Origin of the sequence: Blastopirellula marina DSM 3645 (assembly GCF_000153105.1) — a bacterium.
Classification (GTDB): Bacteria; Planctomycetota; Planctomycetia; order Pirellulales; family Pirellulaceae; genus Blastopirellula; species Blastopirellula marina.
In genome coordinates, this window is record NZ_CH672376.1 from 575,245 (window position 1) to 590,580 (window position 15,336).

Below are 15,336 nucleotides of genomic sequence, written 5' to 3' on the forward strand. Positions count from 1 at the left end.
GTTCAAGTAAGCAAGCGGCGCGCCAAAGTGCGGTCGATTGATTGGGCAATTCGTTCTACGATAGGAGCTTTCAATTCCCGTGGGAGTGATGTTCGTGGACGCCGCTGATCCGCCGAAGAAATTATTTCTCCGACTGATGGAGGCGTTCGCCGTGGGCGATTCGCTACCCGATTCCGTACGACGTGCATTGCCGTGGCTAGTGCGCGAGTTTGAATGTCGCTTTGGATGCGTCAGCGTTCCCGGCGATTCGGCAAACCCGCAGACTTTAGCTGCGCAGCTCTGGCACCCCGAGGAACTGATCGATTGCGACGATGTCGCCCAGCGCTTGCGGCGGCGATATTCAGAAGCGGCGCCGGCCGAAGCAGGCGCTGCGGTGCGGCGCGCCTTTCTTGAGCAGCGGCCGATGATCGAGCCGCTCGATTCGACAATGAGTGCTGACCAGTCGCTCTCGATTTTGGCGATCCCCGTATTTCTGGATGACAAGCCGGTGTTGGCGCTCGAGCTATTCGGCGACTCCGAAAGGTTGGAGGATCCGCAGATTGATGTGAAAATGGCGGATGCGATGCGCGGGCTGTCCGTTTTGGCCGCTTGTTGGCGTCGCGATGAATCGTATCAACGCTTGGCGCAAATCGTTGATTCGTCGTACGACGCGATCATCAGTCGCGATGTCGATGACAAGATCACCTGTTGGAACGCCGGAGCCGACGCGGTTTACGGCTACCAGGCCGAAGAGGCGCTCGGCAAGCCGATTTCCATTTTGTTTCCGCCGACGCGGCGCGAGGAAGAGCCGGAAATCACGGACGCTCGGTTGCACGGCAAGCGATTGACGCAGTTTGAAACGGAACGTCGTCGTCGTGATGGACGGATCATCTCGGTTTCGATCACGGTCTCTCCGCTGCGCGACGCCAACGAGCGGATTATCGGCGTCTCGACCATCGAACGCGATATTTCTGAGCGGAAGTTCGCCGAACGCGAGTTGCAAAAAGCGAAAGCAGCCGCCGAACGAGCGAATCGGGCTCGCAGCGAATTCTTGGCCAATGTCAGCCATGAGATCCGAACTCCGATGAATGCGATCATCGGGATGACCAAGTTAACATTGGCCGAAGATCTGCCGGAAGCGGTGCGGGAATATGTCGAAACGGCGAACTCGTCGGCGCATACGCTGTTGAGCTTGTTGAACGACATTCTCGACTTCTCGAAAATTGAGGCCGGCAAATTTACGATCGATCGATCCGAGTTCAATCTACGGCAGACAATTGACGCAACGATGCGAGCATTGTCGGAACGAGCCTTCTCGAAAGGGTTGGAAGTCGCGATCGACTATGATCCGCGCATTCCCGAAGAATTGATCGGCGATGCGATTCGACTGCGGCAAATTATCACCAACTTGGTCTCCAATGCGGTCAAGTTTACCGAACGCGGCGAAGTGCTGTTGTCGGTCAAGCTGTTGCGGCGATTTCCGCGCGAAGTACGCATTCGATTTACGATCAGCGATACCGGGGTCGGCATCACCCCAGCGGATCAAAAGCGGATTTTCGAGCCGTTCACGCAAGTCGACAGCTCTTCCACCCGAAATTTTGGCGGCAGCGGATTGGGGCTGACGATCTGTCACGAACTGCTGGAGTTGATGGGGGGACGGCTGGAACTGAATAGCGAGCCTGGCGTCGGCAGCCGGTTTTCGTTCGCGCTCCTCTTTCCACGCACGCGGACCGCCGAAAGTCGCCTGCGAAGTGCGATCCTGCCGCCGGAGTTCGCCGGCATGCAGGTGCTGGTCGTCGACGACAACGAAACGAACCGGAAGATATTGCGAGAACTGTTACGTTCGTGGGAATTGGACGCATTTACAACGTCCGACGCCGAAGAAGCGATTCGGCTGTTCAGCGAAAAGCAAAAGGTGGGCGACCCGTTTGATTTGGTGCTGATCGATGCGCTGATGCCGGGAATCGACGGCTACGATTTGTGCAAACGACTGGGGGAGGTTGCTGGAAAGACTCCGCCGATCGTGTTGATGGCGGCGCCGAGCGATCGACATCACTTTCGCGAGCGCGAAGAAGATCTGCCGATTCGCTCGACGTTGGCCAAGCCAATCACCGCGTCCAGCTTGCATGACTCCTTGGTCGAAGCGATGTCGATCGCCGCGCCGGAGAGTCAACGCTCTCGTTCGGTCGAAGTGTTGTCGAGCTTTCACGCATTGCGTGTGATGCTGGTCGAAGACACCGCCGCGAATCGCAAACTGGTGACCAGCCTGCTGAAAAAGCGGGGACATATCGTCGTCGAGGCGCACAATGGACGTGAAGCGCTCGAGAAATTTCGGGACGACGAGTTTGACGTGATCTTGATGGATGTGCAAATGCCGATCATGGATGGGTTGCAGACGACCGCAGCGATCCGTCAGATTGAACGTGAAGAAGGTTACGAGCCGACGCCGATCATCGCGATGACCGCCCATGCGATGCAGGGAGATCGTGAAAAGTGTCTTGGCGCCGGAATGGACGCGTATATTTCTAAGCCGATCGATATTGATGATCTGCTTGCCACCCTGGAAAGCCTGGCCAACGATTTTAGTAGCAATATGAACGGCGAAAACGAATCCAATCCGATCAAGATCCGCCCGCAAGGGGAACCTTTGCACCTAGAATCAACCCTGGAGCGACTGGGAGGCGATCTTGAATTGTTCCGCGATTTCGTCGGCTTTTACGACGAAGACTCGCAAGCGTTGTTAAGCGATCTGGCCGCAGCGTCTCAAGCAGGCGATGCACGACGGTTAGAACTGGTCTCGCATAGTCTCAAGGGATTGGCCGCTAATGTCGGCGGCGAGACGGCTGCTCATGTGGCGGCCGAAATGGAAGAAGCGGTTCGTTCTGGAAAGATGGAGCAAGCGCAGGGGATGGTTGATACGCTGCTCGTCGAGTTTGATCGTCTGGCGAAAGCGCTCGAACCATTTCGGCGTTAAGCGACTTCTGACTGGTCGCCGCACGTTCACAGCGATGGCGATCAAATCATTCGCCTTGAGCGGTCGCACGCATTTCTAATTAGCAGCGAGAATTCTAACTCGTTGCAGACACTGTGGTTACGAGTGTGCTTTTGTCGCCGCCGCGAAGTTTGGCATACCAACTGCAATGGTAGTTTTATTGAAAGCAACATCTCGCAACCATCCCAGGCTTGCGAGATCATCCAACGAACCTGCCTTTCTGAAGGAGACTATTATGTTGTCATGGGCCTTGATGTTTTTCATTATTGCGTTGATCGCTGCTGGACTTGGTTTTGGCGGCCTCGCTGGCGCAGCGGCTGGTATCGCGAAGATTTTGTTCTTCGTCTTTCTAGTCTTGTTCGTCGTGAGTCTGCTGAGCGGCGTTGTTCGCCGTCCTGTCGCTTAGGCGCAGACGCATGTCGAGTATCGTTGAAAACGCCGGGCGTAGTGTCGCCCGGCCCGGGTTGATCAGCGACGGCAAGTGAGATGGCCAAGAAGGATTCTCCGAGTCACTTCCTAATTTTTCCAAACGGGAGCCGTCATGTCTCATATGAATACAATCTTTCAACTCGACGAAGAAACGCTGACGGCGTTGCATGAGCTCACGCGAGTTCTGCACGACAGTCAAACGGCGCTGACAGATTCCGCCGCGAAGGTGGAGTGTCCGCAAACGGCGCGGCTTTTCTACGAATTGGCGACGCGTCGCGCTCAGCTTGAGCACGAGTTGCGTCAGTACATTCAGCTAAACGACCAGAATCCCCCTTCCTCCGGTACGCTGATGGGCGAAGCGCAGAAATTATGGATGGCGCTTCGTTCCTCGGTCTCGGGAGGAAAGCTGGAGTTCATCCTCGCGGACATGGAACGCTTGGAGGATTATCTGGTCGATGAATATAAGAAGCTGTTACCCAAGACGGCCGGCAGCCCCTTAAGCGCCGTCTTCCACGAACAGTTCGTTGCAGTCAAGCAGGGACGCGATCAAGTTCGCGAATTCCGCCAACAGAAACTGCAATAGAGCAACCGAGCCTTCCGAAAGGCGATCGGAAGAAGTTGGGTGATGGGAGGGAACGCGGCTGCAGTTGCAGCCGCGTTCTTTATTTCGCCAAGGAGAAAAATCATGAGCCAAGATTGTCTAATCGGCGCGTTTGATTCGTCGAACGATTGGGAAACGGCCCAACGCGAAATGGAGTTGCGAGGACTGACGGAGGGCAACTTCAAGCTGGTGCGCGACGTGCACGACCTACGTGCGCTTGCGCCCCATATCGCCATGCAAACGGATCAAGCGAAGCCGCGACTTCTGTGGGGCGCCGCATTGGGCGGAATGCTCGGCGCGGTCGGATCATTTTTCGCGATGTTCGCACTCGGCGGAGAGCTGGCTGCGAGCAGCGCGCCGTTGGGGATCGCCGTAACCGGAGCGATCGTCGGCGCGCTGATAGGCGCTATGTCCGGCTGGGGACGTCCGCGCGACCAGGAAGCGGAGATCATGGCGCTATTAGCAGGTCGGCAAGGAGTCGTGGTGCGCGGCGATCCCGAGCAACTCGCCCAGGCCGAACATGCGCTGCGTGCGGCCGACGCCGTCGCCATACGTTACTACGCCGCGCCGGCGGATTCGCCGAATCGAATCGCCGAAGGAATGGATATGAAGGAAGAAAGCCGCCCTCATCAGGCGGCTTAGCAGATTGACATGGAGCCTGCAGTGGGCCGCGGTTATTCGTCCCCTTTGACGACCTGCTCGACGGTAATGCCGAGGGCCCGCATTTTGTGGCGCAGGCTGCCGCGGGTAATTCCGAGTAGAACGGCCGCTTTCGATTGATTGCCGGCCGTTTTGTCGAGTACGAACGAAAGCAGTCGATGCTCCATCCACTCGAGCGATTCGGCGTACATATCTTCGGAGCCGCGACTTTCGAGCTGGCCTAAAAAGACGTCAAAGGCGTCATCTTGATTGCCGGACGAATCACCGCGCATCGGCGCCGCTTCGCCAAATACTTCCGGCGGCAGCCATTCTGGCGCTAGGACGGTGGATGTCGCCATCAACATCGATTTTCGCAGGACGCCTTGCAGTTCGCGGATGTTGCCGGGCCAATCGTAAGACTTGAGTCGAACGAGCGACTCGGCCGATAGTCCAGTGATTTCTTTGCCCAGCTGTTTGTTGAACTGCTTTAGGAAGTATTGCACCAATTGCTCTAGGTCGCCGTCGCGATCGCGGAGCGGCGGTATCGCGATTTCAAACGATTTTAAGCGATGAAACAGGTCCAAGCGAAAATCGCCGTCAGCGATCATCTCTTCCAGATCGCGATTGGTCGCTGAGATGATGCGGACATCGGTGGTGATCGTTTCGGCGCCGCCGAGGCGCTCAAAACGTTGGTCCTGCAACAAACGGAGAACTTTGGCTTGGATCGTCAGGGACATGTCCCCCACTTCGTCTAGGAAGATCGTGCCGCCGTTGCATTGCTCGAACTTACCGATGCGACGCGAGTCGGCCCCGGTAAAGGCGCCTTTTTCGTGGCCGAACAGTTCGCTCTCAAGCAAGGTTTCGCTCAGCGCGGCGCAGTTGACCGCCAAAAAGGGCTGGTCATTGCGATTGCTGTGCTGATAGATGGCCCGCGCGATCAATTCTTTGCCGCTGCCGCTTTCGCCGCGAACGAGCACATTGACGTTCTGGGCGGCGACGCGGCCCACTTCTTTATAGACCCCCAGCATTTGCGGACTGCGACCGACCAGCAAATCGCCGGTCTCGTTTTCGTCTGCTTGCTGCGGAGTCAGCACGACCGGCTCGTGCATCAAGCGGCGATTTTCGATCGCGCGCTCGACCAGCTCTTGAACCATGCCTACATCGAGCGGCTTGACCAAATAGTCATAGGCGCCCAATTTCATCGCCTCGATGGTCGTTTCGCTATCGTCGCGACCCGTCACGAAAATAATCGGTAATTTGGAGTCGATCTTCCGAATCTGGCGGGCAATTTCGAGACCGCTGATCTCCGGCAGCATGATGTCCAACAGCAGGACGTCGACTGCGTGGTTTTCGATGAGCGGAATCACCTCGGCGGCGCGCTGGGCCGTCAGAACGTCTACATTGCTACCCTCAAAGCAACGCTGTACTAAGCGCGCTACTGCTCGATCGTCGTCTACAACAAGAATCTGCGTCATGGATGTATCGAGACTAGCGGATCTTCCGCGCCCCCTCCTCAAGAGAAATTCCCGGCTAGCGACAGTTTACCCCCTGACGTATCGATCAGTCTAGTTGCGACCGGTCAGCAACAGGGGTTTGCGCGAAACTTTGTTAAACTACCACAAAAGGTGGGGCAGTGACTGCGGGGTAAATAGCGAAGCCTAGACTACTGGGCCAGGTTTTCGTCCGCCGTCACGGGACGTTGCATCTGTTCTAAATGAATTTGGTCGATATCGAGACAAGCGCTCTCGACGTAGAACCCCAGTTTTCCCTCCGAAAACGTCTGATCGGCCAGGGAAATCACGATGCGATGGTCGATCGAAAACTCGATGTAGCTGCCGTAAGCAACCAGGCGAATCTCGCAAGGACGGTCCAAACGGCTTCGCCAGTAGCCGGCTTGGAGCGTGTCAAAACGCATCATGTGCTCGCCGGTCGCCGCATGATCAGTCGCCCAGGCTCGCAGCTGAGCGACTCCGCGATACATATCCAGTGACATAAAATAGCCGTCCTGCGTCTCGGGGTTGATCCGAAAGACGAGCCCGCATTTTCCGTTGCCTTGCATATCTAGCCGCGCCCGAAAGCGAAAACAATCGACCGTTGAGCCAAATAGAAACGCCTGAAAGCCGGCGTCATTTCGCAAGCGGATCGAACCGGCTTCATGGTTCACTTCGGCCGAACCATCCTTGTCGGCCAGCATTTTCGAGATGTGAAAAACTTCGCTGGTCATGTCGGACTTGATTCGTTTGTCGAAGCCTTCAAACGACGCGACTTGCAATTGCCCATCCGAGAGTTGGCGAATTCGCTTGGGCGGGGGAAGCAGATTTTTCACGGTTCGCCGCGTGATATCGTGCGAGTAAAAGTTCCAGATCATCGGGCCATGGTCGTCAAAGCAAATTCGTCCGGCGTAGTTGCCCTTCGGCAAAAGCACGTTGTCGAAAAAGTTCGCCCAGGGCTGCTCGAGATCCGAAGCGTGCCAGTAACGAATCTTGGCGTCTTCTCGAATGCTGCCGATCAAATAACGTTCGCCGCGCAGCTTCATCAAGTTGGGGACCTCGATGTCATCGTACAGTCCGGGATGAAATAAGCTGGGATTCGCCTCAAACTGGTTTTCGGCGGTTTCTTCCAACAAAGCGACGCAGCCGCGACGACAGACCGGCCCATCCGGAACGCGGGCCGCCGCTAGCAGCCAGCCTTGGTTTTCATCTCGATAGTAGAAGGGGTCGCGCCAGCTGATCCAGCTGCGACCTTCGGACAATTTGCTTTCGTAATAGGGCGCCGGCGACTCCAACGGGAAATGACTCGTCTCGTCATAATGCGCATTAATGTTGCTGGCCGGCGCGTTCGTCACGCGACAACGCTTGCATTGGCTGACCCAGCGGACCGGCGATTTGACCCATTGATACAAGTCGTCGCTGATCGCCATCCCCAGCCGCTGCACGAGTCCGTTGTCATGCTGCGCGAGTCCTGTGTAGAACATGCGCCACGAATTTGGCTTGAACGGATTGGGCGAAACGTGCATCGTCCAGAGCATCGAATCGTCCCACGCACCGGGATGTCCGATGAAGAGCGCATTCTCGACGCGATGCCAGGCCAGACCATCATCACTGACCGCATGGGCGATAAAGTCGTGATTTGGCAGAACGAGGTGAAAGAGGTGATATAGCCCGTCGTGAAACACGACGTCGACGTCACCCATCGTCTTGCGACTGCTTTCCGACTCTTGATACATGCGTTAAAGCGCTCCGGCTGCGAGATCAAAGTTTCCCCTCTAATCTAGCAGGTCGCTCAGATCAACCAAGATTAGTCTGGTTGCACGTCGTCGCATCGGAGGGAGCAGTTCCCCCATGGAAATGACGAATGCAGAATCAGAAAAATAGGACAGACCTGGAGATAAGCCAAATACTAGCCCGCTGCGCAAGCGAAGGAATGCGGTTGGCAGGGCCAACAAGGTTTGAAGTGCTCAGCCGAATTCCCTTGCTTGCGCAGCGTGCTAATGTTGCGATTTTCGGAAGTTCGCGTCCCTGTTATTGCTGCATTGCAAACAGCAAGATATTCGCCGCGATTCGGGCCGCGTCTTCCCGCACATACCCCTTGCATTGCAGGGAGGAGCCATTTTCCATCGCGCAGCTCATGTCCAACGGAGAAAAAACGACCACCAGGCGATCGTCCAGCCACAGGCCTTCTAGTTTGGGCGCCTGACGTGATTGGGTCGCCTGCAATCCTTCGCCTTCCTGACGCTCTTGCGGGTCGTTGACGGTCACGGTGGTGATGTCAAAACCGTTGTAGGCGTCGGAATAAATCGGATGATCCAGCGGAATTTCCTTTAGCTCGGCCTCGGGAAACATCATCTTCATTTCGCGGCGCAGCGCTGTGGTGAACGGCACGCTGGCGCAAATCGAGTCGGCGAATAGAAATCCGCCGCGCGTCAAATGTTCGGCCAGCGTGGTCCGATCTTTGGGGGTAAAGCGAAAATCACGCCGACCATGCATGAAGACGATCGGGTATTCGTACAGTTTGCTGTAACTGGGCGGAACCAGCTGCGGCGAAGCGTCAAAGCGAAAATCAAGCTGCCGTCCCGCAACTTTGACCATGTTGGTCAGCGCCGCCGGAGCGTCATCGGCGCCGCCGTTATGTTGCAGCTTGGCGACGACCAGCGTGTTACGCAGCTGTCCATCTTCGACTCCCAGCGTGTCGTCGATCTCGATATCCTCGAGCTTATCTTTCAGCTTGCGTCCTGTCGCATAGGCCAACACGTTGGCGCCCATCAAGCTGCCGGCTTCGATCTGTCCGCGCACCTTCTCCGGATAGTTGGCGACCGCTTCGCTACGGTTTAGTTCCCAATAGCATCCGAGATCTTCGGGGCAATAAACGACGCTGGTGCGGCAACAAGCGTCGATGCCGAGCAGCGGTTTGGCGTACTGTGCTTCGATCGGCGCTTCGGCGAACCAAATCGGGTGATCCGGCGGCAACAGTCGCAGCGGAGCGTCGGGAAAGATCCGTTTCATCAAAGCGCGAAAGTCGGCGTCAAACTTGGCGCCTCCGCAGGCCGCTTCGGCAAAGACGAAACCCCCTTGCTCGATATACTGCTTCAAGCTTTTTTCCTGCTCCGGCGTCAGTTTTAATCCATCGCGGCCGCTGATCCACAAGACCGGCGTTTGCAGCAAATCTTCGGTCGTCGCATGCGCGGCGTCGACCACTTGCCAGGTCATGCGCTGACTGCCCCACCGCGGTTCGATAAAGTGGGTCAAGTTGGCGATGTCACTGCGATGACGATTCCAGTCATTGCTGATCGTATTGCGTGGGCCGGCGGCGTCATGTTTGTATTTGGCGACCAAGACCGGCCGGCGGCCTTTGGCCAAAAAGAGGAGCGCCAGCGAAGTCGAGACTGCGGGATGGGTGACTTCGGCGTTGCCGGTGCCGCGCCACGATCCGCTGAGCGCGTCTTGATTGTTGACCAGCATTTCGGCGCCTTCGCGATACCAATCATGCTCGCCGATAAAGCGCCTGCCGCCCAAGCGTCCGACTCGTTCGACCGCATATAAATAGTAAAGCAAGTTGAGCGAATCGCCCCCGTCGGCTGGGTTGGTATAGACCGTAAAGTTGCGGCCGAGCCAGGCATAGCCATCTTCAATCGCATCGTTGGGGGTTTGCTGTCCGCAACATTGAATGTGTTCGCCGTTGACCTGGGCGTCTCCCTCGGCCAGCCGTTTGGTGGTGATGATCATCGACGAAATACCGGCCGCCGTCATGCTGCCGCGTCCCGGCGATTTCGGCAAATAGCCCCACGAGCCGTTGGGGTTTTGCGATTTTTCCCAGTAGTCGTGCGAGACGCGCCAGGTCGGTTCGTCAACCTTCGCGCCTACATGGGCCGCTTCATCCAGCGCCAAAATGGCGAATTGCGTGTTGGAGTTGTCGCCGCCGCCGCCGCCGCGCGGATCCGAATAGGTCCACATGCCGCTGCGGTCGCCGCCGCGGATTTGGATTCCGGCTAACTTTTGGGCGTTGGCGACGATGCTCGCTTTGCGTCCGGTCGGATCGGTCATGCTGTAGGCCATAATCTGCAGACTGAGCGCATAGGTATGCTCTGGCTGGCCGATCTTCGTTTCTAAATACTGCAACCCTTTGGTCAGGGCCGGATCATCTTCATCGATCCCGCTTTCGATCAGCGCCAACATCACCAAGCTGGTCACGCCGCCGGGTTGCCCCGGATATTCGGACCAGCCGCCGTCGGTTTGTTGCTGCTTGCGTAGAAAATTGACGCCGCGGGCAATCGCTTCGTTCACGCGCTGCGGCGTGACCGGGTTTCCCCCGCGTTGGACATTCTGTGCGGCGGCAGTGGACAAATTGGTCGACAAAGTCGCCGCAATCGTCACAATCGCCAGGGTTGCATAGGCAAGCTGCGTAAGCTTCCCAGGAACCGTAAACGGGCTAGCTGTGCAGCGTGGGATGGTCGACATAAATATCTAACTTTTCAGTAGTTAACGCCGATGCAGAAGTGCCCGTACACGTTGCCGTGGGCGGCTGTGATTCCTAAAATCACGCTGTCTGGACGCTTCCCACTATTTTAGAGCCATTCGGCGCTTTTGGGCGACAAAATTGCAATTTCGGTTCGCCCTGACAGGAAACGGCTTGTTATTTAACCATGACATGCCCGCCAACGATTTCAGCCCATTGAGGATCGCTACGTGGCAAAAACCCGCAACCTCGGCGAAGTACTACAAGAGTTTAAGCAACAAAAGCTGGTCATGCAGCAAGAGTTGCAGAAGGTCATCGTCGGTCAGGAAGAAGTCATCGAGCAATTGTTCGCCGCTATCTTTACTCGCGGACATTGTTTGTTGGAAGGGGTGCCCGGTCTGGCCAAAACGTTGATGGTCAGCACGTTGGCCCGCGTGTTGGACATGCAGTTCAAACGCGTGCAGTTCACGCCTGACCTGATGCCGTCCGACATTACCGGCACCAATGTGTTGGAAGAAGACGAGAACGGCCGCCGCAATTTCCGCTTTGTCGAAGGGCCGGTCTTCACCAACATTTTGTTGGCCGACGAAATCAACCGGACCCCGCCCAAGACGCAAGCGTCGCTGCTCCAGGCGATGCAAGAACGCGAAGTGACCGTCGGTCGCGAGACATATGACTTGCCCGATCCCTTTTTTACGATCGCGACGCAAAACCCGATCGAGCAAGAAGGAACCTACCCGCTGCCTGAAGCGCAGTTGGACCGCTTTATGTTCAACATCATCATCGGCTATCCGTCGCTGAGCGAAGAAGAGAAGATCTTGTCGAGCACGACGCGGCAAGAGAAGGTCGAAGTCCGTAAGATTTTTTCGGCCCGCGCGATTCTGAATATCCAAAAGCTGGTCCAATCGGTCGCCGTCAGCGAATACGTGGTCAAATATGTCGCGCGACTCGTCCGCGCGACCCGTCCAAAAGACCCAGAGACCCCCAAGTTCATCAAAGAACTGGTCGACTGGGGCGCCGGTCCCCGGGCAGGACAAAACCTGATCAACGGCGGCAAAGCAATCGCCGCGATGGAAGGTCGCTTCTCGGTCGCGATCGAAGATGTCAAGAAGATCGCGATCCCGGTGCTGCGTCACCGCATCAGCACCAACTTCCAAGCTCAAGCCGAAGGGATGACCAACGAAGACGTGATTCGCAAACTGCTGAAAGAGATCCCGGAGCCGGAGATTGAGAAGTTTGAGAAGTAAAGCGGAAAGCGGAAAGCGTAAAATAGTAGGGTGCGTCACGACGCACCTTCGCCCTGCAAAACGACGGAACACTAGCCCGCGGCGCAAGCCAAGGGAATGCGGCCGGAATTAAAGAATCATCGCCACAGATAAAAACATCGCCGCTACCCCCACAAAAACCATGCTGAACAAACATCGCCGCACGCATTCCTTCGCTTGCGCAGCGGGCTAGTGTTTCGTCCAACGTCCTACGAACGAACTCCATGTCGACCGTTGAGAGCTACTTAAAGCCGGAAGTCATTCGCCAGATTTCGCGGCTCGACCTGCGCGCTCAGTTTGTCGTGCGGGGGTTCTTTCAAGGTTTGCATGCGTCTCCCTATCACGGTTTCTCGGTCGAGTTCAGCGAGCATCGCCGCTACGAACAAGGGGATGATCCCAAAGACATCGACTGGCTCGTCTTCGCCAAGACCGATCGTTACTACATCAAAAAATTTGAAGCCGAAACGAACATCACCGGCTATATCGCGATGGATCTCTCGAAGTCGATGGGCTACACCTACCGCCAAGAGATGACCAAGTTCGACTACGCGATCTCGTTAGCCGCCGCGATTTGCTACTTAATGATTCATCAGCAAGACCCGGTCGGCCTGGTGACGTTCGACACCAAGATCCGCCAAAGTCTGCCTCCGAAGTCAAAACGGAAACATCTGGGAGACGTCCTCTCGCTGCTGACCAACTTAAAGCCGACCGGCGAGACCGACATCGCTCATAGCTTGTCGCAATTGGCTGCGATGCTCAAACATCGCAGCGTGGTGATGATCTTCAGCGATTTGCTGTCGGACCCCGACGAAGTTTTCAAGGCGCTATATCAACTGCGGCATCGTCAGCACGACGTGATTCTTTTCCATATTCTCGACGAAGCGGAAGTGACGTTTCCGTTTGACGGCATGGTCGAACTGGAAGATCCCGAGTCGAACGAAGTCCTTAAACTCGACGCCGGCAGTTATCGGTCTGACTATCGCAAAGAAGTCGAAGCGTTTCGCGAGCGTTATCGCCGCGACGCATCGAAGGCCGGCGTCGACTACGTCGAGCTGGATACCAGCATGCCGTTCGACAAAGCGTTGACCGAATACCTGATTAACCGTCGCACGAGGTTTTAAGCCATGCAGTTGGCCAACCTCAGCTTGCTGATCGGCGGCCTGTTAATCGGCGTCCCGATCTTGTTGCATCTGGTGATGCGGCAGCAGCCGAAGCGGATCGTGTTTCCCGCTTTGCGATTTGTGCGTGCGCGCAACGTGCAAAACCAGCGTCGGCTTGAATTGAAGCATTGGATCCTGCTCTTCCTCCGCTGCGTTGCGATCTTGCTGCTGGTGTTGGCGCTGGCGCGACCGAGCGTCAGTTCGGCCGCGGTTAGCAGTTGGGTCTTGGTGGGGCTGCTCGCGTTCGGCGCCGGGATCGCCGGAATCATCGCGGCGGCGACGTGGATGGTGGGCGCTAGTCGGGGGTTGGCCATCGGCATGACGGTGGTCGCGATTGCGCTGCTTGTTGGCGTGGGGATTGTCACTCCCTTGGCGCTCAGCGCTGGAGGCGCCGGTTCGCTGGGCGATCAAGAGGCGCCGGTCTCGGCGGTCTTTGTGTTTGATACTTCGCCGCGTCTTTTGTACCAGCACGAGAATCAAACACGGCTGGAGAAAGCCCAAGAAATCGCGATCTGGCTGACCGGCCAACTGCCGCCAGAAAGTGAAGTCGCGATCGCCGATCGGCGCACCGGCGCGTCGATCTTCGCCGCCGACATCGGCGCCGCGCGTCAAGCGATTCAACGGCTGGAAGTTTCGCCTGGCGGCGAAAGCATGGATCGGATCGTCTCGCAGGCAATCGATCTGGCCGACTCCAGCGAAAAGAAGCGGAAAGAAATCTACGTCTTTACCGATCTCAGCCAGCCGGCCTGGAACGGGGCACAGCAGAGCGATTTGAAAAACAAGCTGGCCGAGCACCCCGATTACCCGTTGTACTTGATCGACGTTAGCGCCGCCGATGTGCGCAATACGTCGGTCGCCGACCTGCAACTTTCGGCCGATAGCGTCTCAAAAAATAGCGACGTGCTGGTCCAGGTAGAAGTCGCGCAGGATGGACCAGAGACGTCAGAGACGTTAGAGCTCTATCTCGAGCAACTCGATAACGCATTGCCGATCGTCGAAGATGGCGAGCTGATCTTGCCGAAGGCCGATCGACGGGATCGCCGTAATTTGCAATTGACCGATGGAGAGTCGCAGGCAGTTCAATTTCGCCTGTCCGACTTGCCGGTCGGCGTGCATCACGGCTGGGTCAATCTGACCGCCGCCGATGGTCTCGATGCGGATGACAAGCGTTGGTTTACGTTTGAAGTTCGTGAGCCATGGCCGCTGTTGATTGTCGAGACGACGCCAGACGCGAGTCGCGATTTGATCAACGCGATCGCGCCGCCGGCGTTTCAAGATTCGGGCCGCGCGCCGTTTCAGGTGGATGTTGTGACGCCGGATACGCTTGAGCGGCAAGAGTTGGACGCTTATCGCGGCATTATGCTGATCGATCCCGGCGCCTATTCCAATAGCGCCTGGCGAAAGCTCGATAAATTCGTCCAACAAGGCGGGGGACTCGCGATCTTTTTGGGGCCAGCGGCGTCGCTCGACAAGCTGAACGGCGAAGAGCCGCAAAAGCTGTTGCCCGGCAAATTGTCGCGGCAATGGAGAGCCGGCGATCGAGTCTGGTTTTTGGAGCCGAAGGATTACCAACATCAGTTGCTCGCTCCGTTTCGTGAAATCGGCGCCAGCGTCCCGTGGCGCAGTTTTCCGGTCGAACGGCATTGGTCCTTTGACGATCTCGCGCCGGAGGCCGATGTGATCATTCCGTTTAGCGACGGCAACAATCTGCCGGCGCTGATCGAACAGCGCATCGGAGACGGCCTGGTGCTGACCTTCACCACGTCGATCGCTTCGGGCGAATCGCCGCCGTGGAATACGCTCTTCACCGGATTCGACTCATGGCCCTTTTTCGTGCTGACGAATCAAATCGCGAAATATTTGGTGCGTAGCGGCGAAGAGCGATTGAATTACTTTGTCGGCGAGCGTGCGTCGCTGCAAACGGGGCCGCTACAAGCCGAACAAACGCATCTGCTGTTCACGCCGCGCGGCGGGGATCCGCAAGAGGTGATCCCCGATCGGGGTTTGATCACGATTCCGTTCACTGACCAAATCGGCTCGTACCGTTTGCGCCCGCTCGGCGGCGGTCCAGCGATCGGCTTTAGTGTGAATTTACCGCCGTATGCGACGCAACTCATTCCGCTTGCAGCGGAAGAGTTGAACGGGATCTTTGGCGCTGATCGCTATCAGGTCGCCAAAGAGCAAAGCGAAATCGAGCGCGAGCAAGGGAAGGCCCGCGTCGGCCGCGAGTTCTTCTCGCCCTTGATCATGCTGGTGGCGCTGATGTTGGCGATCGAATTCGCCCTGTCGCAACGCTTCTATCGACAGGAGGCGTAGCGC

At 56.9% G+C, this 15,336-nt stretch carries 10 protein-coding genes; 7 read left to right on the plus strand and 3 right to left on the minus strand.

Features of this window, described 5'->3' with window-relative positions; translation table 11 throughout:
• The first annotated feature begins 94 nt into the window (after positions 1–94).
• The 4 genes from DSM3645_RS04010 (at position 95) to DSM3645_RS04025 (ending at position 4,643) form a co-directional block, all read left to right on the plus strand.
• A complete protein-coding gene (locus tag DSM3645_RS04010; RefSeq protein WP_161603287.1) occupies positions 95–2,953 on the plus strand; it encodes a hybrid sensor histidine kinase/response regulator in 2,859 nt (952 codons plus the stop codon).
• Between the two features lie 253 nt (positions 2,954–3,206).
• Positions 3,207–3,377, plus strand: a complete 171-nt coding sequence (locus DSM3645_RS29205) for a DUF1328 family protein (RefSeq protein ID WP_002650749.1) — start codon at positions 3,207–3,209, stop codon at positions 3,375–3,377.
• 135 nt (positions 3,378–3,512) lie between these two features.
• Positions 3,513–3,983 (plus strand): PA2169 family four-helix-bundle protein, encoded by a 471-nt coding sequence (locus DSM3645_RS04020; RefSeq protein ID WP_081444709.1) that lies wholly within the window; start codon positions 3,513–3,515, stop codon positions 3,981–3,983.
• 102 nt (positions 3,984–4,085) lie between these two features.
• Complete coding sequence (locus DSM3645_RS04025; protein WP_002650751.1) at positions 4,086–4,643, plus strand: hypothetical protein; 558 nt, start codon at positions 4,086–4,088, stop codon at positions 4,641–4,643.
• A gap of 32 nt (positions 4,644–4,675) precedes the next feature.
• Here DSM3645_RS04025 and DSM3645_RS04030 read toward each other — a convergent pair whose 3' ends face one another.
• The 3 genes from DSM3645_RS04030 to DSM3645_RS04040 form a co-directional block, all read right to left on the minus strand.
• Positions 4,676–6,115, minus strand: a complete 1,440-nt coding sequence (locus DSM3645_RS04030) for a sigma-54-dependent transcriptional regulator (protein WP_002650752.1) — start codon at positions 6,113–6,115, stop codon at positions 4,676–4,678.
• Positions 6,116–6,303: 188 nt separating this feature from the next.
• Positions 6,304–7,866, minus strand: coding sequence for a glycosyhydrolase (locus DSM3645_RS04035; protein ID WP_002650753.1), 1,563 nt, complete (start codon positions 7,864–7,866; stop codon positions 6,304–6,306).
• Positions 7,867–8,161: 295 nt separating this feature from the next.
• Positions 8,162–10,594 (minus strand): DUF4159 domain-containing protein, encoded by a 2,433-nt coding sequence (locus DSM3645_RS04040; protein ID WP_002650754.1) that lies wholly within the window; start codon positions 10,592–10,594, stop codon positions 8,162–8,164.
• A gap of 288 nt (positions 10,595–10,882) precedes the next feature.
• On the opposite strand from DSM3645_RS04040, the gene DSM3645_RS04045 reads away from it, so the two are divergent.
• From DSM3645_RS04045 to DSM3645_RS04055, 3 genes are all read left to right on the plus strand, one after another.
• Entirely contained in the window at positions 10,883–11,839 is a 957-nt protein-coding gene (locus DSM3645_RS04045; RefSeq protein ID WP_040352100.1) for an AAA family ATPase, read from the plus strand.
• A 242-nt stretch (positions 11,840–12,081) separates the two neighbouring features.
• Entirely contained in the window at positions 12,082–12,978 is an 897-nt protein-coding gene (locus DSM3645_RS04050) for a DUF58 domain-containing protein (RefSeq protein WP_002650756.1), read from the plus strand.
• 3 nt (positions 12,979–12,981) lie between these two features.
• Positions 12,982–15,333: a BatA domain-containing protein gene (locus tag DSM3645_RS04055; protein WP_002650757.1), complete on the plus strand. Its 2,352-nt coding sequence runs from the start codon at positions 12,982–12,984 to the stop codon at positions 15,331–15,333.
• Positions 15,334–15,336: the final 3 nt, after the last annotated feature.